The organism is Peptococcaceae bacterium (assembly GCA_024655825.1).
In the GTDB taxonomy this organism is placed as follows: domain Bacteria; phylum Bacillota; class Peptococcia; order DRI-13; family PHAD01; genus JANLFJ01.
The window spans coordinates 21,012-47,833 of the sequence record JANLFJ010000011.1 but is presented as its reverse complement, the minus strand read 5'-3'; the positions used below and the strand labels follow the sequence as shown (position 1 = coordinate 47,833).

General features: G+C 48.9%; 22 protein-coding genes, 4 tRNA genes, 1 pseudogene and 1 riboswitch. Of the genes and pseudogenes, 4 read left to right on the top strand and 23 right to left on the bottom strand.

Annotation, left to right across the window (positions count from 1 at the left end; translation table 11 throughout):
- Positions 1-21: 21 nt before the first annotated feature.
- From NUV48_06025 to NUV48_05985, 9 genes and pseudogenes are all read right to left on the bottom strand, one after another.
- Entirely contained in the window at positions 22-2,112 is a 2,091-nt protein-coding gene (locus tag NUV48_06025; GenBank protein ID MCR4441694.1) for a ribonucleoside triphosphate reductase, read from the bottom strand.
- A 100-nt stretch (positions 2,113-2,212) separates the two neighbouring features.
- On the bottom strand, positions 2,213-2,545 hold the full coding sequence (locus NUV48_06020) for a DUF5320 domain-containing protein (protein ID MCR4441693.1): 333 nt from the start codon (positions 2,543-2,545) through the stop codon (positions 2,213-2,215).
- 159 nt (positions 2,546-2,704) lie between these two features.
- Positions 2,705-4,081, bottom strand: a complete 1,377-nt coding sequence (locus NUV48_06015; GenBank protein MCR4441692.1) for a peptidoglycan DD-metalloendopeptidase family protein — start codon at positions 4,079-4,081, stop codon at positions 2,705-2,707.
- A 209-nt stretch (positions 4,082-4,290) separates the two neighbouring features.
- A pseudogene (locus tag NUV48_06010) lies at positions 4,291-4,531 on the bottom strand (spore germination protein).
- Positions 4,532-4,981: 450 nt separating this feature from the next.
- Positions 4,982-5,251, bottom strand: a complete 270-nt coding sequence (locus NUV48_06005) for a transposase (GenBank protein ID MCR4441691.1) — start codon at positions 5,249-5,251, stop codon at positions 4,982-4,984.
- A gap of 259 nt (positions 5,252-5,510) precedes the next feature.
- A riboswitch (cyclic di-GMP riboswitch) is annotated at positions 5,511-5,603 on the top strand.
- A 307-nt stretch (positions 5,604-5,910) separates the two neighbouring features.
- Positions 5,911-7,110, bottom strand: coding sequence for an FAD-binding protein (locus tag NUV48_06000; protein MCR4441690.1), 1,200 nt, complete (start codon positions 7,108-7,110; stop codon positions 5,911-5,913).
- A gap of 11 nt (positions 7,111-7,121) precedes the next feature.
- Complete coding sequence (locus NUV48_05995) at positions 7,122-7,910, bottom strand: electron transfer flavoprotein subunit beta/FixA family protein (protein MCR4441689.1); 789 nt, start codon at positions 7,908-7,910, stop codon at positions 7,122-7,124.
- A gap of 15 nt (positions 7,911-7,925) precedes the next feature.
- The gene (locus tag NUV48_05990; protein ID MCR4441688.1) at positions 7,926-9,065 is read right to left on the bottom strand and encodes an acyl-CoA dehydrogenase; all 1,140 of its coding nucleotides are present in this window, start codon (positions 9,063-9,065) and stop codon (positions 7,926-7,928) included.
- Between the two features lie 683 nt (positions 9,066-9,748).
- Positions 9,749-10,321, bottom strand: coding sequence for a reverse transcriptase domain-containing protein (locus NUV48_05985; GenBank protein MCR4441687.1), 573 nt, complete (start codon positions 10,319-10,321; stop codon positions 9,749-9,751).
- 194 nt (positions 10,322-10,515) lie between these two features.
- Here NUV48_05985 and NUV48_05980 point away from each other — a divergent pair, with 194 nt between their 5' ends.
- Positions 10,516-11,592, top strand: a complete 1,077-nt coding sequence (locus NUV48_05980) for a phage integrase N-terminal SAM-like domain-containing protein (GenBank protein MCR4441686.1) — start codon at positions 10,516-10,518, stop codon at positions 11,590-11,592.
- The gene (locus tag NUV48_05975; protein ID MCR4441685.1) at positions 11,583-12,365 is read left to right on the top strand and encodes a tyrosine-type recombinase/integrase; all 783 of its coding nucleotides are present in this window, start codon (positions 11,583-11,585) and stop codon (positions 12,363-12,365) included. The genes NUV48_05980 and NUV48_05975 overlap by 10 nt, the downstream gene beginning before the upstream one ends.
- Positions 12,366-13,833: 1,468 nt before the next feature.
- Here the strand turns inward: NUV48_05975 and NUV48_05970 are convergent.
- The 11 genes from NUV48_05970 to NUV48_05920 all read right to left on the bottom strand — a co-directional run bounded on the left by NUV48_05970 (position 13,834) and on the right by NUV48_05920 (position 22,422).
- A tRNA-Leu gene (locus NUV48_05970) sits at positions 13,834-13,922 on the bottom strand.
- A 28-nt stretch (positions 13,923-13,950) separates the two neighbouring features.
- Positions 13,951-14,026, bottom strand: a tRNA-Cys gene (locus tag NUV48_05965).
- A 166-nt stretch (positions 14,027-14,192) separates the two neighbouring features.
- Positions 14,193-14,267, bottom strand: a tRNA-Gly gene (locus NUV48_05960).
- Positions 14,268-14,295: 28 nt separating this feature from the next.
- A tRNA-Phe gene (locus NUV48_05955) sits at positions 14,296-14,371 on the bottom strand.
- A 120-nt stretch (positions 14,372-14,491) separates the two neighbouring features.
- On the bottom strand, positions 14,492-15,364 hold the full coding sequence (gene speB, locus NUV48_05950; protein ID MCR4441684.1) for an agmatinase: 873 nt from the start codon (positions 15,362-15,364) through the stop codon (positions 14,492-14,494).
- Positions 15,365-15,367: 3 nt separating this feature from the next.
- On the bottom strand, positions 15,368-16,219 hold the full coding sequence (gene speE / locus NUV48_05945) for a polyamine aminopropyltransferase (protein ID MCR4441683.1): 852 nt from the start codon (positions 16,217-16,219) through the stop codon (positions 15,368-15,370).
- Between the two features lie 14 nt (positions 16,220-16,233).
- On the bottom strand, positions 16,234-16,692 hold the full coding sequence (locus NUV48_05940) for an arginine decarboxylase, pyruvoyl-dependent (GenBank protein MCR4441682.1): 459 nt from the start codon (positions 16,690-16,692) through the stop codon (positions 16,234-16,236).
- A 183-nt stretch (positions 16,693-16,875) separates the two neighbouring features.
- Complete coding sequence (locus NUV48_05935) at positions 16,876-18,258, bottom strand: sodium:alanine symporter family protein (GenBank protein ID MCR4441681.1); 1,383 nt, start codon at positions 18,256-18,258, stop codon at positions 16,876-16,878.
- Between the two features lie 72 nt (positions 18,259-18,330).
- Entirely contained in the window at positions 18,331-19,683 is a 1,353-nt protein-coding gene (locus tag NUV48_05930; GenBank protein ID MCR4441680.1) for a D-serine ammonia-lyase, read from the bottom strand.
- A gap of 85 nt (positions 19,684-19,768) precedes the next feature.
- Positions 19,769-20,884, bottom strand: a complete 1,116-nt coding sequence (ald, locus tag NUV48_05925) for an alanine dehydrogenase (protein MCR4441679.1) — start codon at positions 20,882-20,884, stop codon at positions 19,769-19,771.
- Positions 20,885-21,174: 290 nt separating this feature from the next.
- Complete coding sequence (locus NUV48_05920; GenBank protein ID MCR4441678.1) at positions 21,175-22,422, bottom strand: sigma 54-interacting transcriptional regulator; 1,248 nt, start codon at positions 22,420-22,422, stop codon at positions 21,175-21,177.
- Positions 22,423-22,534: 112 nt separating this feature from the next.
- Here NUV48_05920 and pabB point away from each other — a divergent pair, with 112 nt between their 5' ends.
- Positions 22,535-23,953 carry an aminodeoxychorismate synthase component I gene (pabB, locus tag NUV48_05915; protein MCR4441677.1) on the top strand — a complete coding sequence of 473 codons (1,419 nt, stop codon included), beginning with the start codon at positions 22,535-22,537 and terminating at the stop codon, positions 23,951-23,953.
- Entirely contained in the window at positions 23,950-24,804 is an 855-nt protein-coding gene (locus tag NUV48_05910) for an aminotransferase class IV (protein MCR4441676.1), read from the top strand. The genes pabB and NUV48_05910 overlap by 4 nt, the downstream gene beginning before the upstream one ends.
- A 50-nt stretch (positions 24,805-24,854) precedes the next feature.
- On the opposite strand, the gene NUV48_05905 is transcribed toward NUV48_05910, so the two are convergent.
- From NUV48_05905 to ychF, 3 genes are all read right to left on the bottom strand, one after another.
- Positions 24,855-25,295, bottom strand: a complete 441-nt coding sequence (locus NUV48_05905; protein ID MCR4441675.1) for an NUDIX hydrolase — start codon at positions 25,293-25,295, stop codon at positions 24,855-24,857.
- A 106-nt stretch (positions 25,296-25,401) separates the two neighbouring features.
- Entirely contained in the window at positions 25,402-25,578 is a 177-nt protein-coding gene (locus NUV48_05900; GenBank protein MCR4441674.1) for a hypothetical protein, read from the bottom strand.
- A 108-nt stretch (positions 25,579-25,686) separates the two neighbouring features.
- Positions 25,687-26,772, bottom strand: coding sequence for a redox-regulated ATPase YchF (gene ychF / locus NUV48_05895; protein MCR4441673.1), 1,086 nt, complete (start codon positions 26,770-26,772; stop codon positions 25,687-25,689).
- Between the last annotated feature and the right edge of the window lie 50 nt (positions 26,773-26,822).

Sequence of the window (26,822 nt, the reverse complement as noted above, 5' to 3'; positions counted from 1 at the left end):
TCCTTTCAAGGCCCGCTATTTTCATGATAACGTGGAGGGAAGCTTGAATTTTTTGCGGTTGAAATACTCTTCTTTCTTCCCTTTGTTGTAATTCTGCACCGGTCTTAAATAGCCCGTTACCCTGGACCAGACCTCGGCCGGCTGGCCGCACTGGGGGCAGCTGAACTGCTCGCCCTTTAGATAACCATGTTCCTTGCAAATGCTGAAGGTGGGAGTAATAGAGATATACGGCATCTTATAGCGCTCAAAGATTTTTTTGATCAAGTTTTTGCAGGTTTCGATGTCTTCGATGCTTTCGCCCAGGTAAAGGTGCTGGACCGTGCCCCCTGTATAAAGACTCTGCAGCCTGTCTTGAAGCTCCAATACCTGGAATATGTCATCGGTGTACCCCACCGGCACCTGGCTGGAATTGGTATAATATGGCACATTTACGCCGGCGGTGATAATATCGGGGTATTTCATCTTATCAAGCTGGGCCAGGCGGTAGGAAGTCCCTTCCGCCGGTGTTGCTTCCAGGTTGTATACGTGTCCCGTTTCCTCCTGGAATTCCACGAGAATCTCCCTCAAGTACTCCAGTATTTCGACGGCAAACTCCTGGCCTTCGCTGGTGGTTATGTCCTTACCCATGAAGTTGAGGAGTGCCTCGTTCATGCCCACGATGCCAATGGTGCTGAAGTGGTTGTACCAGTACTGGCCTGTCCTTTCTTTAATGTCTCGCAAGAAGAAGCTTGAATAGGGGTACAACCCGTCATCGCTCAATTTTTCTATGATCTTCCTCTTTATTTCCAGTGATGTTTTGCCGATACAGGCCATTTTCCAAAGCCTCGTTTTAAATTCGCTGGCCGATGAGGAAAGATAACCTATACGGGGCAGATTGATGGTAAAAACCCCGATGGAACCGGTCATGGGATTGCTGCCGAAAAGCCCTCCTCCCCTTTTTCGGAGTTCTTTCGTGTTCAGGCGAAGGCGGCAACACATGGAGACGGCATCATCAGGCGAAAGGTCTGAATTGATATAATTAGCAAAATATGGTATGCCATACTTGCAGGTTATTTTCATGAACTCGTCAACCACCGGGTTGTTCCAGTCAAATCCCTTGGTAATATTAATGGTGGGAATGGGAAAGGTAAAGACCCGCCCTTTGGCGTCTCCCTCCAGCATAACCTCGCAAAAAGCCTTGTTAAAAACATCCATTTCCGCCTGGAAATCGCCATAAACATCTCCCGTTGGCTGTCCCCCGCAGATGACAGCCTGCCCTTTCAAGGTTTCCGGCACATTTATATCAAAGGTAAGATTGGAAAACGGGCACTGGAAGCCCACGCGCGTAGGCACATTGATATTGAAGACAAACTCCTGCAGCGACTGCTTCACCTGTTGATACGTAAGGCCGTCGTAGCGTATGAACGGGGCGCAGTATGTGTCGATGCTGGACCAGGCCTGGGCGCCCGCCGTTTCACCCTGGGTCGTGAAAGTGGAGTTGACAATCTGCCCTAAAAATGAGCGCAGGTGCTTAGCCGGCCGGCTCTCCACCTTGCCGTCAACACCGCCGAAACCATGCACCAGAAGCTGGCGAAGGTCCCATCCAGCACAGTAGGGCCCGAAAAACCCGAGGTCATGGATATGGCAGTCGCCGTTCTCGTGAGCCTCTCTCACTTCCACGGGGTAGATCTCGTGCAGCCAGTATTTTTTGGTAAAAGTCTCGCGCACATAGTTATTCAACCCGTTTATGCTTCGCTGGGTGTTGGCGTTCTCCTGGACCTGCCAGTCTCTTTCTCCCAGGTAATCGGCGAACATGTCAATGGTCGCCCCGATGAGCGCGTTTAATTCACGGGCGCTTTTCCTCTTCTCGCGGTACAGTATATATGCTTTGGCGGTCTGGGCATGGCCGTTTTCAATCAGGACTTTTTCCACCAAGTCCTGGATGCCTTCCACATCCGGCCTCTGGTCGCCGTATTTCTTTTTGGCCAGTTCCAAAACCTGCTGGCACAGGAACTCGGCGCGCCCAAAATCACTGCCTCCGCAGGCCATAGCCGCTTTAAAGATAGCCCAGGTAATCTTTTCCGGCTTAAACTTTTCTATTTTCCCGTCCCTTTTAATGATCTCTTTAAACATTCATGCATCACCATATTTATTCTATAATACATAGACCGGGTTTTTCCACCATTTTTTGCAAAAAAAGAGGCAGGTTTTTTACCTGCTCTCCCCTTTTTCATTATTCTGATTCCTTTTCCAGTTCATCCAGCCGCTTTTTTATCTGCTGGAGTTCCTGTTCCACAAACTGGGCTTGATTCTTTAAATATGTTTTTTCATCGACTGCCGGGACAACCCCGACCCCGTAATAGGGATTATATCCAAATCTTGCCCAGCCCGGCATTCCGGTCAGAAAGTACATGTTCCTGCGCCGGAAACCACGTCCTCTGCTGAAACCGCCAAAACCAAAACCGGGGTTGGCAAAACCGGGGACAGGGTAACCGGCGCAATAGCCCGCAGCGCGACCGGTCATTGGACCAAACCCCATTGGACCTGTTCCGTCTCCTCTCGGCATCCTGTTTCACCTCCTTTTTCTGCTTGTTTCTACGGTTTTAACCCTCATTTATTATTGGCATATGTTCATTATTAATTATAAATTGTTTATGAACATATGTCAATAATAAATCTCCTGCTTGTACAAACAGGAGATTTACAGGCAATTTACTATTGAACGTTATTTATTCAAGTAGCGCAAGGGGTTCTGCGGCTGCCCGTTGTCCCAAACCTCAAAGTGCAAGTGTGAACCGGTGCTCCGGCCGGTAGAACCAACTTGGCCGATTAAACTGCCGCCGCTGACTTTTTGACCGGCAGAAACATTTATACTCTCCAGATGGGCATACCGGGTGACCAGCCCATAATCGTGGTCAATGGCAATACACTTCCCCAGGTTTCCTGCCCAGCCGGTAAAAATAACAGTTCCGCTTGCCGCCGCATAAACTGGATCTCCCGTCACGCCGTCTATGTCGATAGCGGCGTGGAACTCCCGCCCCCGGTAACCATACCCGGAAGTAACAGGTCCCTGGATGGGCCATTCAAGCTGTCCCTGCCAGTTTCCTGAGCGGGAGGATACGACCATGCTTCTAGTCCCCCGGACCACTACCCGGGCGACAGGCTCCGCAAGCACCTCTTCCGCAAGCACTTGCCTTGCTGTTTCCAAACCGTTGGACTTGGTTATCCGGTATGTTACCCTGCAAGACCCATAAGCGCCTTCCTGCTTAACTTTTTGCTGGTGACGGTACATGCCGGCATCGTTTTCATAAACCACCCTGTAAGGTGTTTTCTCTATGACTGTTGTGGTCAGCGTATAAACAACGTTAAGCAGAGGTTCCAACCGTTTTAACTCTATCTTCTGCCCGATCCTCAAGAGGTCGCCGTTTATTTGCGGGTTAGCTTCCCTCAACTCCTCCACCGTCGTGTTGTTGTCACGGGCAATCGTCCATAAGGTATCGCCGCTTTTTACAATGTATTGCTCCATCCTATCCAGGCCCCGGGCTAAAACTTCTTCAGCTTGCTCCGGGGTCTTGATGTCTTTAAGGAGACACTCCTCCGCTTTTATATTCACCTCTTCGGCATAACCAAGAGCATCCAAGGCATACTCTTCCTTTTCCTGGGACAGGTACCGCTCTTTTAGTCTTTCCAGGGCTTCCCTGGCTGAAGATTCATCAGCCAGGCAGAGGATGCTTTTACCGTTAACGCAGATGGCAAAAGCGTCAACCTTCCATTCCAGCCTTTCTTTCAGCAGGCCGACCAGTTCTTTCTCCGCCAGCGGCTCGCCTTCCGGCTGCCCCTCATCTTTCTCGCAGCTTAATACCGTCTTAAACCCCGTGATCGTTAATCCGCTCTCTTGGGCCATCTCAGCCCTGGCTTTTTCAACAGCTTCTTTAACCTGGCTCTCATTAACCACCACGGCTATCCGGCTGCCGTCGGCCAACAGCGCTCGAGGGCCGTCCTCTCTCACTGCACAGGCGTATGACACGCCCCAGGCGGCCAGGAGAATTCCCAAACAGGCAAGACCGGTGCGCGTTGACATAATCGTTATGCATTTTTTCAATTTAATTTTTCGTATGTAATTAAAAACAGGATTCATACTTTCCCAGGGTCCGGATCAACCACCCGGCCTTAGGGCTGCTCACATCCTCATCTTAAAACAAATTTCCGAAAGAAAGCTACAGCGATTATAGCACAGAAATCCCCTCACTACAAGGAATTGAATTCCTGCGGTGTGAATTGAATTCCTGCGGCTGCGTCATCTATTTGCCTTCATGAGTTATTTCTTGTCCCGCCCTGCCTTATTTTATTCTCTTTGGCAAGAGAACCAGGTCTTTTCTTCAATAACCACAGAGGAAGCTTTAAACCATAATCCTTTAGGCCTTCCATGTCATAAGGAGCCATAGAAGACGTATAGGGTAGGCCAAAGGAACGCAACGAGACCGCCTGAACCGCTAGGAGCGCTGACAAGGCCGGCATTTACAGCAGCCTCCCCGAGGACCAGAGCGCCCACAATAGTAACAGCCGAACCTACAGGTCTTGGGAGCCGGGTTTTTATTATCTTCTATTCTGATTCACTAGCGTTGCATAAAAACCAAACAAAAAAATAAATCACAATATTTTAGACCTCGACTTACTATATTAACCATATATAATAATATATGTTAACAACTCCTTCTCACCGGTGGCTAAAAGGACTAGAACTAATAGAGAGTAGTCCCATTCCACATTTTACCAACATATGCTTGTTTAGAGAATTACGGGGTCATAAGTTAAATCATCAAGAAAGTCTGTTTCGCCTGCCACGACCTGGATTAGTAGCTGCTTAAATACTAGTTCATGGTTCAATCTTCGTCGACCCTTAGAGCTTCGTTTGCTCTTGTGAGTGATTTTTTGGATGAATACCTCAAAGGGTTCGTAAAGACAGGCACAGAGCAGTCGTTTGACGGTGAGCAGTGGGCCTTCAAAAGCCGGACTCAAGCCGGAGCATCATTAATAGGCAGTAGGTTGCTAACGCAATATACAACTGGTTCTCCACCGCCTGTTGACCTAAGCCGTACAGATGCTTTACATGCAAATGCTGCTTGAGCCATTTGAAAAAAATCTCAATCTGCCAGCGATAGCGGTACAATTCCCCGATTTCTTCGGCGCTCATGGTGAATACGTTCGTCACAATTGTAACAGGTTTCCCTTCGGTATCCCTTGTTTCAATCAAGCGCAGAGGGTATTCCATTCTTGTTAAATAACCGCCCAGAATGGCGATGCAATCTCTATTAATGCACTTCCTGGGGCTATTGGAAGTTCTTTTTGTACATCCGCTACGGCATTTGTTTTGAGGCGGCTTACGAAAAGGGTGCCCTCTTGGCAGTATTGATTGAACTTGCGATAGTCCACGTATCCCCGGTCGACAAATAGATTTCAGTTTCTTGCAACGCTAGTGATAAAATATATAAAATAGTCCTAGTTATAGCGAAATAAAAAACGAATATTTTTTACCGAAAAATCAACCCTGCTCGAAAGACAGGGACGCAAAATCACGAATCTAATGTGAGCACCTGTATCTCGATGAGCGCCGGACTGCCGTAGGAAGCTATTTAGCTCACTGGTGCTTTGTTATTCAAGGCACCAGTGAGCCTTTTTTAACAAAATATTTCGGAGTAATCAGGAGTTCATTTTATCCGCATTTTCCGGTATTCGGGAAGGTAAAACCGCATTTCGTCCAGGGAAGAAGGATTTCAACTGATAAAGTCAGGAAAAATTATTGATTTCGATTCCCTTCACCAAAATTTATATATACAAAGAACCAAGCCAGACAAAACGGCTTGGTTCTTTGTCATAGAGGCAAGAATTAGTTATAGAAATCTCCTTTGCCTGCAACCGCTTTGGTATAGATTAACTGGTTTTTCTTTTAGCTTCAAGCGCTTCCAGGAATATTGGTAGAACCTGGTAGATGTCGCCTACAATTCCATAATCCGCGATTTCAAAAATTGGCGCAAGCGGGTTTTTGTTTATTGCCACGATGATGCCCGAGTTCTGCATACCTGCCACATGCTGGATAGCTCCTGAAATTCCACAGGCTATATAAATTTTAGGGTGAACCGTTTTACCTGTCTGCCCAACCTGATGGGAACTGTCAATCCAGCCAGAATCCACAGCCCCGCGCGAAGCTCCCACAACACCTCCCAGTTTCTCGGCCACCTTTTCCAGAAGGGAAAAACCATCGGGTCCACCCAGGCCGCGTCCCCCCGAGACAATAATCTGGGCCTCTTCCAAATTAACAACCTTGCTTGTTTCCCTGATTATTTCTCTCACACGGGTGCGTACATTCAAGATGCTTTTAGGATAATCAACTCTTATTACTTTGCCGTTCTGGAAAGAGACTTTGTTTATTTTTTTCATCACACCCGGGCGAACAGTAGCCATTTGCGGCCGGCTGTCGGGGCAAATAATAGTAGCCATTAGGTTTCCGCCGAATGCCGGTCTGGTCTGCAAAAGGAGCCTCCTTTCAAGGTCAATGCTTAACCCCGTGCAGTCTGCGGTCAGCCCTGTCCCGATCCGCGCGGCAACGCGTGGTCCCAGGTCTCTTCCAATATTTGTCGCTCCAATCAAAACTATTTCCGGTTTATACTTTTCGATTGCCGCACAAATGACTCCCGCATAGCTTTCAGTCCGGTAGTCCTTCAATTCCGGATCCTCGGTGAGATAAACATTATCGGCGCCATAGGAGAAGAGTTCTGCTGCTCTGCCCGCCACCTCATGACCAATTAAAAACGCAGACAACTCAACTCCTAATGCATCCGCCAGTTTTCGCCCTTCGCCTAGAAGTTCAAATGCAATATTCGAAATCTTGCCTGCTCGCTGTTCTGCAAAAACCCACACACCGCGGTAAGTCTCCATCTCTGTTTTTTGTTGTTTTTCCTTTTCTACAAGCATAATTGCTTCAACGGGACATACTTTAATACAGGCGCCGCATACCCTGCAATTTTCATTTATTTCAGCAACGCCGTCTGTTAGATTGATGGCCTGAAAAGGACATGCTTCAATACATGCTCCACAGCCCGCGCACTTTTTCCTGTCAATCAGAATACTCATTTTTGTCCTCCTTACAAAACATTCTTAGCGCTTAATTCTTGTATCAGCTGGAAAACCATTTCTTTGGGGGAGCCTTGCAAAATTTTACCTTTTCCTTTCGGAGGCGGTGTAAAGGTTTTCAAAACACGGGTAGGCGATCCTTTAAGGCCTATTTTTTTTGGATCGACTCCAATGTCTGTTGCAGTCCATAATGTAATTTCTTGTTTGTCGAAAGCGTCAATAATCCCGCCGACCGTGGGATAACGCGGTTCATTCAATTCCTTGACAGTCGTCAATAATAACGGACAGCTGGTTTCCACAACCTCGTATCCATCTTCCAGCATTCTTTCTATCACAACTTTGCGATGCTCCATCATTGTTATTTTTTTCACATATGTTACCTGGGGAATATCTAAAAACTCCGCAATCTCCGGACCTACTTGGGCGGTATCCCCGTCAATTGCCTGGCGGCCGCAAAGGACAAGGTCAAATTGTCCAATTTTTCTAATGGCTGCGGCCAAAATATAGGAAGTAGCCCAGGTATCAGACCCGGCAAAGGCACTATCGGATAAAAGTATACCCCTGTCGGCCCCCAAGGCCAGGGCTTCTCTAATCGCAAATTCAGCCTGGGGAGGTCCCATGCTTAAAACGATTACTTCGGCATCATTTTCCTCTTTCAGGACTAGAGCAGCTTCCAGGGCATTTCTATCATCCGGATTAATAATGCTTGGAACCCCTTCTCTGATTAGGGTGCCGGTTTTGGGATCTATTTTAACTTCATTTGTATTAGGGACTTGTTTGATACAAACAATAATCTTCATAATTAACATCCCCTTTCATTTCAACAGGCTCTCGGAAATAATCATTCGCTGAATCTCGGACGTCCCTTCATATATCTGTGTTATTTTGGCATCGCGCATCAAACGTTCCACCTTATACTCCTTCATATACCCATACCCGCCGTGAATCTGGACAGCCTTTACAGTGCTCTTCATTGCCACTTCCGAGGCATAGAGTTTAGCCATGGCAGATTCTTTGCCGAAAGGTTTTTTTTGGTCTTTTAGATAGGCCGCCCTGTAAACCAAAAATCTGGCGGCGTCAATTTCGGTAGCCATATCTGCCAGCATCCATTGGATTGCTTGGAAGTCGCCGATTCGTCTTTTAAACTGATATCTTTCCTTCGAATAACGAATAGACTCGTCAAGCGCTGCTTGGGCTATTCCAAGCGCCTGCGCGCCGATACCGATACGTCCGCCGTTTAAGCTTTGCATAGCAATATAAAAACCTTCTCCTTCTTTCCCTAGCAAGTTCTCTTTGGGAATGCGACATTCCTGAAAAATCAACTCGGTAGTGCTGGAAGCCCGGATGCCCATTTTATTCTCTTTAATCCCGAAAGAAAAACCCGGTAGCCCTTTTTCGACAATAAATGCGCTGATGCCTTTTAATCCTTTGCTGCGGTTTGTTACTGCAAAAACTATATATACATCGGCAACACCGCCATTGGTTATAAACATTTTCGTACCGTTAATAACGTAGGCATCTCTATCTAATTCCGCTGTTGTCTGCTGGTTTGATGCGTCAGACCCTGCATTGGGTTCGGTAAGGGCAATCGCTCCCAGCAGTTGTCCCTGGGCCATGGGTTTAAGATATTTCTGTTTTTGCTCTTCGTTGCCAAACTGGTAAATAGGGTGACAAGCGGTAGAAACATGCGCGGCCAGGATAATACCAGTGGCAGCGCAAGCCCTGGAAATTTCCTCAACGGCAATCGTATAGCTTAGGGTGTCTCCTCCTGCTCCTCCATACTCTTTCGGGAAAGGGATACCCATAATACCTAGCTTGGCCATTTTTTTTACTGTCGACCAGGGAAATTCTTCACTTTCATCAATTTTCGCAGCAAGGGGTTCCACCTCTTTTTTAGCAAACTCCCTGAAGAAGTTTTTTAACATCTGCTGCTTCGGTGTTAAAGTAAAATTCATAAATCTTCCTCCTTATAGGGCTTGTGTTTACATTCACAAAGTATTGCATGCAATAACCGTGCCAATATTTGCAGCGAAGGATAGAATTATTTAAATTTGCGGGGTTTGTCGTTAGATGACACTACTTTTTAAAAGCCTTTCCGTTCAACAAGATCCTTTTATTCATGTTTCAATATATCGGGTTTGCGGGATTTTTAAACATTCACATGGATAAATATTGTAAAAGAAATAAGAAAGTGGAAAGGTCTTTGATATATCTATCGCCGCTTAGCACCACTTTCTTACTATACCAGTTATTTCTAAATCCTTGCGTTTAAGGGTTTGCTTCGTTATTCTCTTTTTTCCCTCTTGTATTCCGCCATGCTCTCTTGAGTCTTTCTTCACCAACTCTTCGGTAAGTATATCTCTTTTACTATCCCTCATTATTACTATTTACCATTATCTGCCTGGGGTTATTTGGGTGTTTTTGAATTCTTTCGCCATATTATATGTTATATGCCTTTTTTGTCAGAGAGGTGAGACAAGCTGATAAAGTAAAAAATCGAGTAGCTAGAAGTCGGGAAAATTAATCCCGACTTCTTCGCTCTCACAGAACCGTACGTACGGGCCTCGTATACGGCTCCTGACAAACCTCGGTTGTTATCATTCATAATAACAAGGCAAAATCCCGACTTTTACCTTTGTCATATCAAAGTGTCGAACCATCGGTTTGGAAGTGCCATGCTGATTAACGGGCTCGCTGAGTTTCTCCAACGTGTTACCGAGATTTTTTCAAAGTCCCCATTATAGCCCATTCGGCGTAATTGCTTATGCAGCGCCTTCCATGTCTTCCATTCCTTCATCTTTATCATCCGGAGCCGCCTTCTTATCCAGCCCATCAGTTCCTCCAGCAGTCCCTTGCAGTTAGCTATCCTGAAATAGTTACCCCAGCCGCGCAATACGGGATTGAGTTCTTTTATGACGTTCTCCAGACTCTTTCCCTGATTCCTTTGGGTCAGTTTCCTGATTTTGTCCTTAAACCGCTTGATTCTTTTTGGATGTACGGTCACCCACTTTTCGTATATGTTGACCCCCAAAAAGGCCACACCTTGGTATACGCTGGTTATGCAGGTCTTTTCCCGGTTCACCTTTAGCTTCAGGTCTTTTTCCAGTACCTTTATGGCATAGGCCATGTATTGCCCAACCTGTTTCCGGCTTTTCCCGAAAATCAGGATATCATCGGCATATCGCACCATTCGTATCCCGGTTGCCTTCATCTTTTGGTCAAATTCATCAAGGCAGATGTTCATAAGCAGTGGTGAGATTGGTCCGCCTTATGCAAAGAAAGTAGTTATGCAAAGTAAATTCTTCAAATGCCGATGTTTACTGAGCTTTTTATTGATTTACTTTGCATAATCTTCCAACATGATAGCAGGGTTTAACACCCAAATATCATTTTGGAGGAATGATTATGTGGAGCAAACCATTACCGGAACTGCTGGAAGAACTTGAGCAGGAACTGAAGCGTCTTGGCTATACAGAAGCCACATTGAAGTTTTATCGCCGCCGTTGGCAGATGCTTTTGGATTTTGCCAAGTCACGCGGCGAAAACTACTTCAGCGAACAACTTGGAATCGACTTCGTTGAAAAACACTTTAACATTCTGGAAAAAGATTTTGATAAAACTCTTTCTCAGAACGATACTCAGGAGCTGCGTGTCATCCGGATGGTGGGCGACTTCCAACTCCACCATTCCGTGCTGCGGCGCTATTACAAGCACAAGGAAATCCTGACAGATGCGTATTACATCGTAATCAGTGATGACTTCCAGCAGTACTGTAAAGAAAAAGGTTATTCAAAAGTCACTATTGACCACTATGTGAAGCAGTCTGCGTATTTCATGGACTATCTTGCATCCCAGGGAATCAGCAACTGCAGCGACATTACCCTGGACCTAATCAACGGATATATTCGGACACTTGCCGGTTATACCTATAAAACAGTAGAGCAGAACATCTGCTCCCTGCGAGCATTCTTCCGTTTCCTTTTGGAAAGGGAAATCGTCAGCACGGATTTTGCGTCAAAAACGCCAATGGTTCAGGCGAGGAAACAAACACGAATACCATCTGTATGGACAAAGGACGAACTTAAGGCACTCATCAACGCTATTGACCGTGGAAGCCCAAAGGGAAAACGTGATTATGCCATTATCCTTCTAGCCTGCTCCCTTGGTCTTAGGTGTACCGATATCAAACAACTGAAAACGGAAAACTTCCATTGGGAAGAGAAAAAACTGGTATTAACGCAGTCCAAGACAAAGGAACCGCTCGTGCTTCCCCTTATCCCGGAAGTAGGATGGGCAGTCATTGATTATCTCCGGTACGGCCGTCCAAAGGTAGACATCCCATATATCTTTATCCGGCATACAGCGCCGTTCCTTCCATTTTCGGAAGGAGACCATCTTAACCAGCTGATCAAACAATACATGGTCGAAGCACACCTTCCTACTTTACTTTTGGAAAGTACATCCAGGATTTTGTGCAACTGAAGAAGGCAATAGGCTACAAATACGACTCTGAGGCTGGACATCTGAAGCGCTTTGACCGGTTTACCCTGGTAAAATATCCGTCAGCAGATAGTCTTACGAAAGAAATCGTCCTCGACTGGGGCAAAAAGCAATCATACGAGTCGCAGGCCAACCAGTGCTCGCGGGCTTCCATCATACGTCAGTTCGGAAAATATATGGATTCCCTTGGACTTGATGCTTACATCATCCCGAAAGGCTACTATCGAACAGAGGAACAGTACGTCCCGTATATTTATACCCAGGATGAACTTGAACGTTTCTTTGCAGAAACGGATAAATGCCACTACTGCAGCGAGTGTCCTGACAGGCACCTAATCATGCCAGTGTTCTTCCGGATGATATACATCTGCGGTCTGCGAGTGTCGGAAGCTAGACTCCTTAAGGTTGGCGATGTGGATCTTGACAACGGGATTCTCATCATTAACCATTCAAAGAAGGATAACAGTAGGCTGGTTCCTATGTCCAGCTCTCTTACGGAGCGGTGCCGTGATTATGCCAGGAAAGTCCATCCGTTCCTGGACGGAAAGGCGTATTTCTTTCCGGCAGCGGATGGGAACCCAATGACGATAACGAATGTTTATCATAACTTCAGGAGATTTCTCTGGCACGCCGGCATTTCACATGGCGGCAGGGGCAAAGGCCCGCGGGTCCATGATTTTCGCCATGCCTACGCCTTTTTCGCAGCGCATGGTGGGGAGAACGCCGGGGTCTGTATCCAAAACTGCAATCATTAAACTCTGGTTCAAAGATTGGTTCCAGCCGGTTCTTCAGTGCTTGCTGGCAAACTCGGTCGCGGATGGCCGGGATACCTAGCGGCCGCTTTTCGTTTGGTTTGCCGCGTTTCGGTATGTAGACCCTACGTACGGGCATGGGTTTATACGTATTGGTTTTTAGTTCTTGGTGCAGCTCCTTTAGCTCTTCAGGCGCTACTGCATTGAACTCCGTTATGCTTACTGCATCAACTCCGCCCGCTCCGCGGTTCTCCCTGACTTTCTCCCAGGCTAATCTTAGGTTGGTCGGGTTATACACCTTGTCGATCAGTGAATGGACCTTGGTCTTTTGGGTCGTGCCTACTAGCTCCATTGTTACCAGTCTCCTCCGTCACAAGTTCCGGGTCTTTCACTTAGAGAACTATCCTTCCCTTGTAACATACTCACTGCTCCCTCTGGGTTTTCGGCCTCAGTTAAGCGAATCGCCTTCCCCTCACAGGCTGCCTTTTGGGTAACCTTGAGCCGCCCCTTCTTCCAGGCGGTCCCAGCGTTTCTGTTGTTCGCCGGTTCGAGTACTATTCGATTCTCCGACTCCTCGCATCGCTTGGGCATTCACTTCGGGGTTACCTTATAGAATGCCTTACCGGTTATTGTGCTTGTCTGAACAGGACGGACGTGCACAAACTACCTCCATCCCGGCTATTTTTACCCACCGGCCCATTTCGGTGCCACCAACCGGACGATACGAGGCCTCCGTGGGTCACGCAGTTGTCTTCCGTACCATGCCGCCCGCACACACCTTGGTACGACGGGTGGACTAGAACGCCTTCGCTTCCATAGTGCAGGCTCGACCTTGCCCCGTCTTTGGCCGACCAGTTCATCTTTGGGGCAGCCCCCATTGATTACGGCCTGGTACTTCTCCTCAAGCCCTTCGGACCCCACCTCGCGATGGGCGCCCTGCCTTCCGGGTGTTACCCGGCCCCCGAGGCATTACCCCCGGATTTGGATATGGGTCTCCTAGTCCGAGACCCAGTGGGACTTTAACCCACCTGACAACTACGCTGCCACGCGCACACTACGGACTCATCTGCCACCCTGCACCACTTCTTCTCTCCCTTGTGTTTCCACTTGTTTGAGCTTACCTGTTTTAACAGGATGATACAGGGCTTCCCCGGTTAAGCCTGCTTCCCTGAGCTTGAACGCATCCGTCCTAACCTACTAGGTTATCCAGCTATTGGGCTTTCCCACTTTATGCAAGGTTACCCTCCTAGTGGGCCATCCTCGGTTCGCTTGCGCTATGTTCCAAGCTCCCCCTTCGGCTTCCTTCGGACCCCACCGTCGCCGGTGACGCCCTTGCTTACGGGTTGTCTTCCCGCTGGTCGGGTGACAGGGTTTCTTTCAACCCATCGGTTCGGCAGGCATGCCGGGCGAACAAAAAAAGACACTTACATTTTTGAAGTGTCTTTAATCGCCTTCCGGCATCGCTTTCACTTGGTGCCCGGAGCCGGACTTGAACCGGCACGGGAGTTGAGTCCCGCAGGATTTTAAGTCCTGTGCGTCTGCCTATTCCGCCATCCGGGCTTTTCCTTAGTTATTCAGCAAAACAAAATGGAGGTGCGGGTCGGATTTGAACCGACGGATGGCGGATTTGCAGTCCGCAGCGTTAGCCTCTTCGCCACCGCACCATCAACTAGCGCAGAAGTAATTTTATCAAACACGGCCAGTCCCTGTCAAGCTCTGCAAAACGCAGCCGGCTGAAACCTTCTGCCGTGTTTATGTCTGTCCAGAATTGACCGGCTTGGGAATAGAGACAAAAACCCTGGCCGGGCCAGGTTTTTTTATCATGAAAAATGGAGCGGAAGACGGGATTCGAACCCGCGACCCTCGCCTTGGCAAGGCGATGCTCTACCACTGAGCCACTTCCGCATAATTAAGATGCCCAACTTGTAAATAATGGTGCCTCGGGGCGGAATCGAACCACCGACACGAGGATTTTCAGTCCTCTGCTCTACCAACTGAGCTACCGAGGCAGGTGTTTGCCGAGTTGGCAAGTGATATTCTATCATGGACCCGCAAGTCATGTCAACTTCTTTTTCCTGACATCTGGCGCTTCTTTTTCTTGGCACAATTATGCCTGGCTGGAGCCTCTATTACTCTTTTCTTCGTCCTGAAAAAGCCAGTAAAGCCTCCCGGACAATTTTCGCGCCTAAAACCGCAGTAATCCCGTTCTGATCTGCCGCCGGCAAAATCTCCACCAGGTCCATACCCACAACATTCAAAGCCCCCGCCGTCCTGATCGCCGAGAGTATTTCCCGCGAATCACAACCGCCAGGTTCCGGCGTTCCAGTACCCGGAGCAAAAGCCGGGTCAAGCACATCAATATCCAATGTAAGATATACTGGCCTGTCTTTAAGCGCTTCCACGGTCCTGTTCAAACCTGGGAAGATTTCGTCGAAAAAAAGAACCGTGTTATTGCCGGCGAAAGCGAACTCTTCCTTCGTGCCGGAGCGAACGCCAAACTGATAAACCCGCCCTGGACCCAGGAGATTTACCACCCTGTGCATTACTGTGGCATGTGAATTTTTTTCCCCTTCATAACTGGCCCGCAGATCGGCATGGGCGTCGAAATGCAGCACTGCCAGGTCCGGGTATTTTGCCAGGCAGGCTTTGACCAGCGGATAAGTGACAAGATGATCGCCCCCGATAAACAGCGGAAACTTCTTATCCGCATAGAAATGACCAGCAGCCTCTTCAACGCGTCTTAAACTCTCGGCAACATTGCCAAATGGCAGCATCAAATCGCCAGCATCATAGAAATCCAGTTCAAGCAGGTTCCTGTCCTGGTACGGGCTGTATTCTTCCAAGGCGTAAGAAATTGTCCTTATTTCCTGGGGTGCGGCGCGCGAACCGGGGCGATGACTTGCGGTATAATCCATGGGAACACCCGCCAGTACGGCGTTCGCCTGTTTATAGTCATGAGAAGCGCCCATGAACCCCGTCAATTGGAAAAAAAATCTATCCAAAGCTTATTCCCCCGGCGTTTCGAATATTTCGGCCACAAAGTTGGGAAGAACAAAACATGCAAAATGCATCTCCTTGTTATAATAGCGGGTCCTGGCGGCGCGAATGTCCTGTGGGTTGACGTCCAGCGGGTCATAGCGCTTTGAGGCCAGGGTAAAACTCCACAGCCCGGTGGGATAGGTGGGTATATTGGCCAAATAGAGCCTGACAATGGGAAAAACATCTTTTAGATAATTATTGATACGTTTAATCAGGTCCTGGCCTAAAAAAGGCGATTCACTCTGGGCCACCATAATTCCGTCCTCTTTAAGCGCTTCATAAACATCTTTATAAAACTCAGCGCTGAACAAGCCCTCTGCCGGTCCGACCGGGTCTGTTGAATCAATCAGAATTACATCATATTTGTTTTTATTCTCCCTGACAAATTTTATCCCGTCATCGACGATTATTTTGACATCTTCATTATCATCTTTCAAGGCGACCGCTATTTCCGGGAAATATTGGCGCGAGATTTCGATAACCCTGGGGTCAATCTCCACCAGTGTAACCTTTTTTACCTTGGTATGCCTGATAACCTCACGGACCGTTCCCCCGTCGCCGCCCCCGATGACGAGAACGTTCTCCGGATTAGGGTGAGTATTCAGCGCCACCAGGCTGATCATCTCGTGGTAAACAAATTCATCTTTCACGCTGGTCATAACGCAGTTGTCTAAAAACAGCATGCGTCCATAAGCATAGGTGTCGACAACCGACAGCAGCTGGTAGTTTGTTTGCTCTTCATGCAGTATCTTTTTAATCCGAAAAGAAATAACAAGATCCTCCGTTTGTTTCTCCGTAGCCCACAAATCATTCTTCATTCCCTATTACCCTCCTAGTACCAGAGTATTACCGCCGCTAATGCGCAGGCGACTTTATCCACCCGGTGCGTGGTCGCTGCCACCCTGATTTCTTTCAGTTCCAGGCCCCTCACCCGGAAAGCCTCCTCTATCATGCGTCGCACATCCTGTTCGGCTTCATCTTTGGTGATGAATCCGGAGTGTTCCATAATCACTCCGAAACCATCTTCAGCTATCCCGACTCCTGCCGCCGCCGAAATGACCTGGCCGGGCTTTTCGGAAATGATATGCCCGTAAGCCGTCGGCGCCATAGAACCAGGCGGTATCTCCATGTCCGGCCTGTAGACTGCTCCAGGCGGCAAGATGCTGCTGATGCGGACAAGATTGACATTGCCAATTCCCGCCTTCAGGAGCGCCCGGTCAAAAGCAGTCAGGGGGCTTTCTCCCTCGCTGCTTGCCGCCGCCAGCTTGTAAACAGTCGGTAACGGTAACATATTACCGCCTCCTTGAGATGGTTAATGCATGACAGGACAGAGTTAATTATATATAAAAAGCGGCCAAAAAAAAAGGTCCCACAAGAGGCCGCTGTTTAAAAAAATGGGGCCGCCCCGCGTTTTCCAGGTTCGGCCCTGGCGATTTGTCATATCTACACGCCTGCCGGCCTTATGTTCCGGCTTTCAAACCGCTTTTTGTCCCTTCTCCTTGGCGTAGATTGTTTGGAAAAAGTCCTTTGTTTCCGATACAACCACGCCGCTTAGCAGGAGCAAACCGATCAGGTTAGGCACGGCCATCAGCCCGTTCAAGGTGTCGGCAAGGTCCCAAACAAAGGAGAGCTTGGCAACGGAGCCCAGGGCGCAGAAGATGACCCACAGCCAGCGGTAGGGCAGCACCGCTTTTACACCAAGCAAATACTCGGCGCATTTTTCGCCATAATAGGCCCACCCTAAAATAGTGGAGTAAGCAAAGAGAATAATGCCTATCGAGACGATAATACCGCCCCATGACCCCGGCAGCCCCTTGCTGAAAGCGGCGGTGGTAAGAGCCGCTCCGGTGAGACTTTGCGGGTTGGCCTGTTCCCACATTCCGGTAATGGCCAACACCAAGCCGGTGATGGAGCAAACGACAATCGTGTCCAGGAAAGTGCCGGTCATCGAGACCAGCGCCTGGCGGGCGGGGTGGTCCGTCTTGGCGGCAGCGGCGGCGATAGGAGCGCTTCCTAACCCGGCCTCGTTGGAGAAAACGCCTCTGGCCACACCAAAGCGGATAGCCTGGGCCACGGTAGCTCCGGCAAACCCGCCGGCTACCGGTCCCGCGCCGGAAAATGCGGCTTTCAGGATAAAAACGATGGCCGCCGGGAGGCTTGTAATGTACATGCAGATAATAACCAGGCCACCGAGAATATAAAAGACCGCCATAATTGGAACTAGCGCCGAGGTTACACGGCCGATGCTCTTGATGCCCCCGAGAATGACCAGGGCTGTTAAAATGGCCAGGACAAGGCCGGAGACGATGGGCGGAACCTTAAAGGTGGTTTCGATAGCTGCAGCCACGGAATTGGACTGGACCATGTTTCCGATGCCAAAGCCCGCCAGCGCGCCAAACAGGGCAAAAAGAACCCCCAGCCATTTCATGTTGAGTCCCCGCTCCAGGAAATACATGGGACCCCCCGCCATCTCTCCTCTTTCGTCAACAATACGGTATTTTACGGCAAGGATGGCCTCAGAATACTTGGTAGCCATGCCGACCAGGGCTGTTACCCACATCCAGAACACGGCGCCCGGTCCTCCCAGGCACACCGCCGTAGCCACCCCGGCGATGTTGCCGGTCCCTATTGTCGCAGCCAGCGCGGTCATCAGCGCCTGGAAATGGTTGATGTCACCCTGCGATTTTTCGTCCTGGTGTTTGCTGAAAGCCAGTTTCAAAGCATAAGGAAGATACCTGAATGAATAAAAATTAAGCCTGATGGTTAAAAACAACCCTGTTCCTACCAGGAGAACCAGCATGTATGGTCCCCAGACCAGTGAGTTTACCTTTCCAACAAAGCTTGCGATCGCTTCCATTAAGCCACTCTCCTTAAACAATTATTTCCATGCTTCCTGAAATAATTTACAATGTAAGGACAATTCTGTTTTTTATTTTGCTTGATAACGTATATTCCCTCCTTCCCCTTTTTCATAAAAGCGGTCCATGACCTCTCGCGGCACCATGCCGCCCCCTGTCGCCCAGGCAAGGTGAACGGCGTTCGCCATACGGCCTTTGAGATTATGCCGCTCCAGGTATTCACGCCCCGCTGGGCTGGAAAACAACCTGGCAGGACCATAAAACCCGGCCAGTGCAGATGGCTCCAAAAAAATTCGTTCTGAATCAGCCAGGGTTTTCAACAATAAATAAAGCCGGCTGTCTTCCACCGTGTATACACCGCTGAGCATGCATTCCATCATCTTGCTCACGAATCCCGACGCCCTTGCCACGGCCAGGCCGTCCGCCTCGGTAATGTTGTCGAGGCCAAAGTCGTACACCGATACAGCATCATGCAAACCCGTAAGCAGCCCTATCAACATGGCCGGGGAATGGGTCGGCTCTGCAAAAAAGCAGTGAACATTGTCTTCAAACAAAAGTTTCAGGCCGAAGGTCACGCCTCCCGGTCCTCCCCCGACGCCGCAGGGAAGATAAACAAACAGCGGGTGTTCATCATCGACAGTGATCTTTAATTCAGCCAGTTGTCGCGCTAACCTGCCCGCGGCAACGGAATACCCCAAGAAAAGGTCCGGAGAGTTTTCATCATCAATGAAAAAGCTGCGTGGGTCCTTTTGCGACTGTTTTCTGCCCTCTTCTACGGCCCTGGTGTAGTCTGCATCATGCTCCACGACAACTACGCCTTGGGTCCTTAACAGTTCCTTTTTCCATTCTTTCGCCTCTGAGGACATGTGAACGATCACCTTAAACCCTAACCGGGCTCCTGCTATGCCCACACTGAGCCCCAGGTTTCCGGTCGACCCAACGACAATCGTGTGAAGCGAAAAAAATCTTTTGAAAGCATCGCTGTCCAAGACGGAATAGTCATCTGTTTTTTTCAACATTTTATTATTCACAGCCAAATCTTCGGCGATTTTTAATACCGCATAAATTCCGCCCCTTGCTTTTATAGAACCGGCAACGGGAAGATGGCTGTCGCACTTTACATACAACCTACCGATAATCTCTTGTCCATAAAGGCGTTCAATCTCTTCTTGCATTTTAGGAACCGGAACAAGGGAAGATTCAATTATACCTCCCGCGTTTTTCGTCTCCGGGAACGCTTTTGCCATGTACGGCGCAAACCTGAGCAGCCTTCTTTCTGCATCCTGAACATCCCTTGCGTTTAATCTCAAGCTGCGATCGGAAATGCCTTTTTGAAGCCGCGGGTTCAACCAAAAAACCTCACGGGCGGCGGCTATTTCCTTCAGATACCACTGCTCGCTTGTTTTACCTGCCGTCGTTTTCAAGACTGACCCCTTCTTAGGAAAAATATAGAAAATCACTGTTTCATTTTACCATATTCCAGTTTCATTGAAAATACATTAGCATGGCTTAAATAACCTGGGAAAGCGGCGTGTACTCCAGGTTGTGAGCCTCGGCCACCGCCTGGTAAGTAATCCGGCCGCAGGCCACGTTCACTCCTTTAGCCAGGGCGGAGTTTTCCTGGGCAGCCTTCTTCCAGCCCTTGCTGGCTATCTCCACGGCATATGGTATGGTGACATTGGTCAGCGCAAAGGTCGATGTCCTGGCTACCGCTCCCGGCATGTTGGCCACAGAGTAATGCAGCACGCCGTGTTTCAGGTAAACGGGGTCGCTGTGAGTGGTCACGCGGTCAATGGTCTCAATGGACCCACCCTGGTCAATGGCCACGTCCACAATAACCGCCCCCGGCTTCATTTGCTTTACCATGGATTCGGTTACCAGCCTCGGCGCCCTGGCCCCCGGAACAAGCACCGCTCCAATCAACAGGTCGGCTTTAGCCACCTCTTTTTCAATGTTGTAAGCATTGGACATGATCGTCTTCACCCGGCCCATAAATAAATCATCAAGATAAATCAGACGGTCGGGGTTTTTTTCGATGATGGCAACCTGGGCCCCCATACCCGCAGCCATTCTGGCTGCGTTTGTCCCCACAATGCCGCCCCCGATGATTACGACATATCCCGGTTCCACTCCGGGGACGCCGCCTAAAAGCACACCGCTTCCGCCATACAGCTTTTCTAAAAAATGGGCTCCTATCTGGACCGACATCCTTCCCGCCACTTCGCTCATAGGCGTCAAAAGGGGCAGCTGACCGTTGGGAAACTGGACGGTTTCATAAGCAATCGCCACCACTCTCTTTTCCATGAGCGCTCTGGTCAGCTCCGGCTCGGGAGCAAGATGAAGGTAGGCATAAAGGACCTGGCCTTCTTTAAAGAGGTTGTACTCAGGAGGAAGCGGTTCCTTTACCTTTATTATCATTTCCGCCTCCATATAAATGTCCCGGGCGTTTTCCAGAATAATCGCTCCGGCCCCGGCGTAGTCGTCATCAGATATGCCGCTGCCGACCCCGGCATTCTTTTCGATTAAAACCTTGTGGCCGGCATTTATCAAGGCCTTTACGCCTGCCGGCGTAATGCCCACCCTGTTTTCATTGTTTTTTATTTCTTTGGGCACACCTATGATCATCTTCCTTAGCCTCCTTATTCTAACTGCGTTTGCCTTTCTGACAGGCGTAGTTATTTACCAGCCTTCTTTTTATTGCTAATATGGTTGCAAAAAGCGTGCCATACTCTTTTCGCCTTATATTGCCGGGATTTATCGAACTTTTTACACCAGCTGACAAACCTTTTTGTAAAGAATATTTTCCACCGGGTGGAAATACAATACTTGCCGGCGGCAAGAAAATCTGCCGCCGGCAAGTATTGTTTACATCGCTTCAAGAATCTTTGTTATTATCCTTTTTATAACAATACAATCTATATTACAATGCCATATTTCCTTACCTTGTTGGCCACCGTGGTGTGAGAAACGCCCAGGACCTTGGCGGCTCGCCGCATGCTCCCTCCCTGGGATTTCAAGACGCTCAAAATAAGTTCTCTTTCGGCACGGGCCGCTGCGGATTTCAAATGCTCCCTCTCAGGTTCCCAGTCCCTGCTTTGGATAACGCTTTCAACCGTGCTGTCAAAAATGACGTCCCGCGCCGTAATGCTCCTGCCGCCTGACAAGTGGAGCGCCCTTTCCAGGACATTCTCAAGTTCCCGCACATTGCCGGGCCAGTTATAATCAATTAGCTTTTCCAGCGCCTCCGGGCTTAGTTTTTTCTCCAACCCGGACCTTTGGCGGTACTTGGCCAGGTGATTCTCGGCCAGCAGCCTGATATCTTCCTTCCTCTGGCGAAGCGGAGGGATCTGAATGGGGATCACGTTCAGCCGGTAATAAAGGTCGTCCCTGAAGAGGCCTTTTTGCACCATTTCTTCAATGTTCCGGTTCGTCGCCGCGATCACGCGGCAGTCAACCGCTATCTCCTCATTGGCTCCCACCGGTCTGATCCTGCTTTCCTGCAGCACCCTTAAAAGTTTCACCTGCAGGCGCATGGACAGCTCGGAAATTTCATCCAAAAAGATGGTTCCACCGCTGGCAAACTGGAAAAGCCCGACACGTCCCCCCTTTTTCGCGCCGGTAAAAGCTCCTTCCATATAGCCAAAAAGCTCACTCTCCAGGAGGTTTTCCGGAATGGCCGCGCAGTTGATTGGCACAAAAACCTTTTCCCGCCTTTTGCTGGCCTGGTGAATAGCCTTGGCAAACAATTCTTTTCCCGTGCCGCTTTCTCCCTTCAGCATAACGGCGGAGTCCGTTGAAGCCACCTGCCTGGCCAGGTTTATCGCTCCCCTGATGGCAGGGCTTTGGCCGATGATTTCCGAAAAAGCATGCTGGGGCGCCTCGGCAGGCGTCATGGAGTTGATTATGGCCTCGATCTGGTTTTCCCTCGACTGGTAGGGCATGTAATGAATCTGCTCCACCGAAAGGATATACGGTACGGATTCCAGGTCCTTTTTTAACGGACTCCATGTTTCCGGCCCGTGTTTGTCAATTTCCAAAAACATCATGTTGTTCATCAGCTGGAGTGCGACAATATTAAGACCGTAGTGGAAAAGGATTGCCGAAACATCCATCACGAGCCCGATCCGGTCCTCGAAACGGATCCTCAACTTAAGGGTCTCCATGCTTTCACCTCCCGCCAGAGAAATTCTACACATGATAAGCTTTTCCCTTTCATGATATAATACTTTATAAAACCGCCAGAAATATAAAAAGATAACGGAGGATAAACAGCAGGTGCAGGCAGTCAAGGCATTGATAGAACCAATCGAAACCGGGCTTGAGCCTTTTGAATTGTTCAAAATCTTCAAGGATGAGCCTTACAGTTTTTTCTTGGACAGCGGCATTCGCGGGGTGCTCGGCAAGTATTCTTTTCTCGGCAGCCGGCCGTTTTTAGTTTTTAAAAGCAAGGGAAAACAGGTTGAAATAATTCAAGAAAATAAAAGCCGATACTATGAGGCAAATCCTTTTGACATTTTGGAAAAATACTACAGAAGATTCCAGATAAAAAACCCTTCAACCCTACCGTTTGTGGGCGGCTGCGTTGGATATTTCGCTTATGACCTGAACCGGCAAATTGAAACCCTGCCTTCTATTAATATGGACAACCCGTCTGTCCCCGACTGCGTGCTTGGTTTTTATGATTCAGTGGTAATTATTGACCATTTGAAAAACCGGGCATATATCGCAGCCACAGGCCTGCCGGAGACGGAGCAGGGCAAAGCATTACAAGACGCGGAAATGAAAATATCCAGGCTCAAAAAGAAAATAGCAACCGGCCCTGCGCGCAGTCCTGAGTTGACACCGGCGAGCCGCAAGAATACTTGGCTTTACTCCAACTTTACCAGGGAATCTTACCTGGCAGCCGTCAAGCGCGCCCTGAAGCACATTTATGCCGGGGACATTTACCAGGTGAATCTCTCCCAAAGGTTTTGCGCCGATTTTGCGGGGAACCCTCTTGAAATATATGGATATTTGAGAGAAATCAATCCTGCGCCCTTTGCCTGTTTTCTTAATTTTTCCGATGTAACAGTAGCGTGCAGTTCACCTGAGCGGTTTCTTAAACTGAGGAATGGAATGGCGGAAACCCGCCCGATAAAAGGAACGCGTCCCCGGGGACAGACATTGCAGGAGGACTTGAGAAGCAAGGAAGAACTCATCAACAGCGTAAAAGACCAGGCTGAATTACTAATGATTGTTGACCTGGAAAGAAACGATTTGGGCCGTGTCTGTATACCGGGTAGCATCAAAGTAACGGAACTGTTCACTATCGAGGAATACGCTACGGTTTTTCATCTTATCGGAAACATTCAAGGCAGGCTAAAGGAAGGAAAAGACATCATTGATTTATTGAGGGCAGCTTTTCCGGGAGGCTCTGTTACCGGAGCCCCGAAAATACGGGCCATGGAAATCATTGAAGAATTAGAGCCCCATAAAAGAAATATTTATACAGGTTCTATCGGGTACATGGGCTTCAACGGAGATGCTGACCTCAACATTGTAATCAGAACCTTGATTTTTAAAGACAACAAGGTATACCTCCAGGTGGGGGGAGGGATCGTGTCCGATTCCGAACCCGAACGAGAATATGAAGAAACCCTGGATAAGGCCAGGGCTTTAATCAGGGCATTGAGAGGGAGAATCTTTCCACAATGAGTTATCAGCCATACATGGGAAGAATAATAAACGGCAAGCCTCTCCCGGGTACCAACTTGTCCATATCCTGCTGGGACAAGGGCATACTTTACGGGTATGGTTTATTTGAAACAATGCGGGTGCACAGGAAAACAATCCTGGCGTTGGAAGAACACCTCCAGCGTTTGGCGAGCTCCTGCCACCGCTTAAATATCGTTGACAACCTGTTTTGGCTCGATCTGAAGAGCATCGTTCAGGAATACGTAATTACTACAAACCTTGAAGAGGGAGCCCTCCGTCTTTCCATTACCAAAGGCGACCCCTCAAAAGGTGTTGAACCGCTGTTCTTTCTTACTTCGCGTGATTTGAGTTACAGTCCCCAGGATTACGAAAAAGGATTTCGGGCAGTTGTTTCCCCGCACAAAAAAAATGAAACCTCTTTGCTGGTTTACCATAAAACCCTTAACAACCTGGAAAACATTATGGTACTGGAAGAATCTCGCCGGAAGGGTGCAAATGAGGCCCTGTTTCTTAACACCAATCATTTATTGACAGAGGGTACCATGAGCAACCTGTTTTTCGTTTACGGCCGCACCATCTTTACACCCTCCATATCCTGCGGTCTCCTCAATGGAATAACCAGGCAAACCGTTATTCGATTGGCCAGCGACATGGGATACCGGGTAATAGAGGGAGAGTATGCGCTGGACAATTTGTTAACGGCTACCGAAGCCTTTCTGACCAATTCGTTAATGGAGATCATGCCGCTGGTAAAAATCGAAAACCAATACATCGACCGTGGAAAGCCGGGAAGAGTCACCAGAGAACTTCTCCATTATTACCAAAAACTCACCAGAAATAATTGCTTATAGCGGCTGCAGCGGCCAAAGCTTTTTAAAAGCTAAATCCTGTCTTGACGGCTCTAGCCCGCCGTCGCCGCAAGCTCCATCTTCCGAAAGTCCTGGTACTTCTTGTAAGCAAGACGAATCAGGGATTTATCCTGGCTGTAAGTTATTTTATCCACCGCCTCATCTATAGGAAAAAAGCCCCCGTCCTGAAACCCTTCCTCTTTGTTGATGGAAACGTTATCAGTGGTTGCTTCCATAATAAACCAATCAATTATATTGCAGACCGGCATCTTGCGCGAATATGAGTAGAACTCGTAGTTTGTCTCGCCGGCGGGTGAAATGACTTCGGCCTCGACTCCTCCCTCATGCTTGACCCGACGCAGGGCTACATCCCTGGTCATCTCGTTGCTCCGGACAACGCCTTTGGGCAGGACCCACTCTCCTTTATCATTCTTCAGGATAAACACCCGGTCTTCCTGAAAAACCACGCCGCCGGCACACACTCTCGTTAACATCGCATAACCTCCCCTTATTCATACTGGGAATTCTATATATTTAATTCGACAAAACAAATGAGTTCTCCTGCTGCAAAATTAATAACGGCCAAATAATGCCCGGCGCTCAACCCCTGGTCCTGGCCAGAAACAGCCCGCAGGCGCCTCCCGACCAATACGTGCAGTGGTCGCAGCGGGGAGTAAGGTCCCGGGAGTGAACCGGCCCCATTTCAATACCTCTTGCCGAGCGAACTGACTCGAACAAGGGACAAATGCCCGCTATGCGCGAATACACCCTTTGCATAACAACGCCTCCTGCTGGAATTTATACTCTTAGTTTTTCCCAACAGGAGGACATTTAGCAGCAGCAAGAATAAATAATAAAGCTTTTTAGTGACAGCGCCGTTGGGTTTCAGACATTGAAACGTATATGCATGATGTCGCCGTCCGCCACGCGGTAGTCTTTTCCTTCCAGCCTGAACAACCCTTTTTCTTTAACCCTGGCCATCGTGCCCAGTTCTGCAAGATCGCTGTATTTAACCACTTCCGCCCTGATGAAACCCCTTTCCAAGTCGGAATGGATTTTGCCCGCGGCCTCCCTGGCGCTTAATCCCCGGGCAATCGTCCAGGCTTTGACTTCATCCTCGCCCACAGTAAAGAAAGAAATCAGGCCCATGAGTTCATAAACGGCTTGAGCCAGCATCTCGATACCCGTTTGATTAATTCCCAGGTCGTCCATGAAGACGCGCTTGTCTTCTTCCGGCAGTTCGTTTATTTCCAGCTCCATCCCGGCGCACACTTCCAGGAGCGGTATGTTTTTTTCCCTGCACAAGCCAGCCAGCTCGTCTTTTTGCGGGTATTCCTTAACCTTAAACTGCTCTTCGTCAAGGTTAACCACGGCCAGGCGGGGCTTCTCGGTTAAAAAGGCGTAGTTCCTCAAGGCCAGCTTATCTTCAATGCTTAAAGCCGCCTCCCGCATGGAAACACCCGTCTCCAGCACGGCATAACACTTCCGGAGGAGTTCCAATTCTACGGCGTTCTCCTTGGTAATCTTTTTCCCGCTTTTAATCCTTTCAATCCTCTTTTCCACAAGTTCCAGGTCGGCGAAAAGAAGCTCCGTCTCGACCGTTTCCAGGTCACGGGCAGGGTTAAGGGTTCCTGCCACGTGAACCACATCCCGGCTGCGGAAAGCCCGCAGGACATGGACAAGGGCATCGCAAGCGCGTACATCGTTGAGGAATTTGGCGGCGCCAGATTTTTGCCCTTCCTGGGTGACCAGCAGGCCGGCTATATCAACAAACTCAATCTGGGCATAGGTTGTTTTTTTAGGTTTATACAGCTTGCTTAAAAAATCAACACGCCTGTCAGGTACCCTGGCCACGCCTACATTCGTCCCTGTTTTCCCGGAAAAGGTCCCCGTCTCAGCCCTGGAACTTGTAAGCAGGTTAAAAAGGGTCGTCTTGCCTGTTAAGGGCAGGCCAACCAGACCTATCTTCAACGCTTCTACCTCCTTGCTTTTAACTGCCGCCCCAGTATCAATACCGCCGG

Coding starts and splice junctions, on each gene's coding strand:
- NUV48_06025 (MCR4441694.1), bottom strand. CDS start 2,112: ATGTTTAAAGAGATCATTAAAAGGGACGGGAAAATAGAAAAGTTTAAG.
- NUV48_06020 (MCR4441693.1), bottom strand. CDS start 2,545: ATGCCGAGAGGAGACGGAACAGGTCCAATGGGGTTTGGTCCAATGACC.
- NUV48_06005 (MCR4441691.1), bottom strand. CDS start 5,251: ATGGAATACCCTCTGCGCTTGATTGAAACAAGGGATACCGAAGGGAAA.
- NUV48_06000 (MCR4441690.1), bottom strand. CDS start 7,110: ATGAGTATTCTGATTGACAGGAAAAAGTGCGCGGGCTGTGGAGCATGT.
- NUV48_05995 (MCR4441689.1), bottom strand. CDS start 7,910: ATGAAGATTATTGTTTGTATCAAACAAGTCCCTAATACAAATGAAGTT.
- NUV48_05990 (MCR4441688.1), bottom strand. CDS start 9,065: ATGAATTTTACTTTAACACCGAAGCAGCAGATGTTAAAAAACTTCTTC.
- NUV48_05985 (MCR4441687.1), bottom strand. CDS start 10,321: ATGAAGGCAACCGGGATACGAATGGTGCGATATGCCGATGATATCCTG.
- NUV48_05980 (MCR4441686.1), top strand. CDS start 10,516: ATGTGGAGCAAACCATTACCGGAACTGCTGGAAGAACTTGAGCAGGAA.
- speE (MCR4441683.1), bottom strand. CDS start 16,219: ATGAAGAATGATTTGTGGGCTACGGAGAAACAAACGGAGGATCTTGTT.
- NUV48_05940 (MCR4441682.1), bottom strand. CDS start 16,692: ATGTTACCGTTACCGACTGTTTACAAGCTGGCGGCGGCAAGCAGCGAG.
- NUV48_05935 (MCR4441681.1), bottom strand. CDS start 18,258: ATGGAAGCGATCGCAAGCTTTGTTGGAAAGGTAAACTCACTGGTCTGG.
- ald (MCR4441679.1), bottom strand. CDS start 20,884: ATGATCATAGGTGTGCCCAAAGAAATAAAAAACAATGAAAACAGGGTG.
- NUV48_05920 (MCR4441678.1), bottom strand. CDS start 22,422: ATGGAGACCCTTAAGTTGAGGATCCGTTTCGAGGACCGGATCGGGCTC.
- NUV48_05910 (MCR4441676.1), top strand. CDS start 23,950: ATGAGTTATCAGCCATACATGGGAAGAATAATAAACGGCAAGCCTCTC.
- NUV48_05905 (MCR4441675.1), bottom strand. CDS start 25,295: ATGTTAACGAGAGTGTGTGCCGGCGGCGTGGTTTTTCAGGAAGACCGG.
- NUV48_05900 (MCR4441674.1), bottom strand. CDS start 25,578: ATGCAAAGGGTGTATTCGCGCATAGCGGGCATTTGTCCCTTGTTCGAG.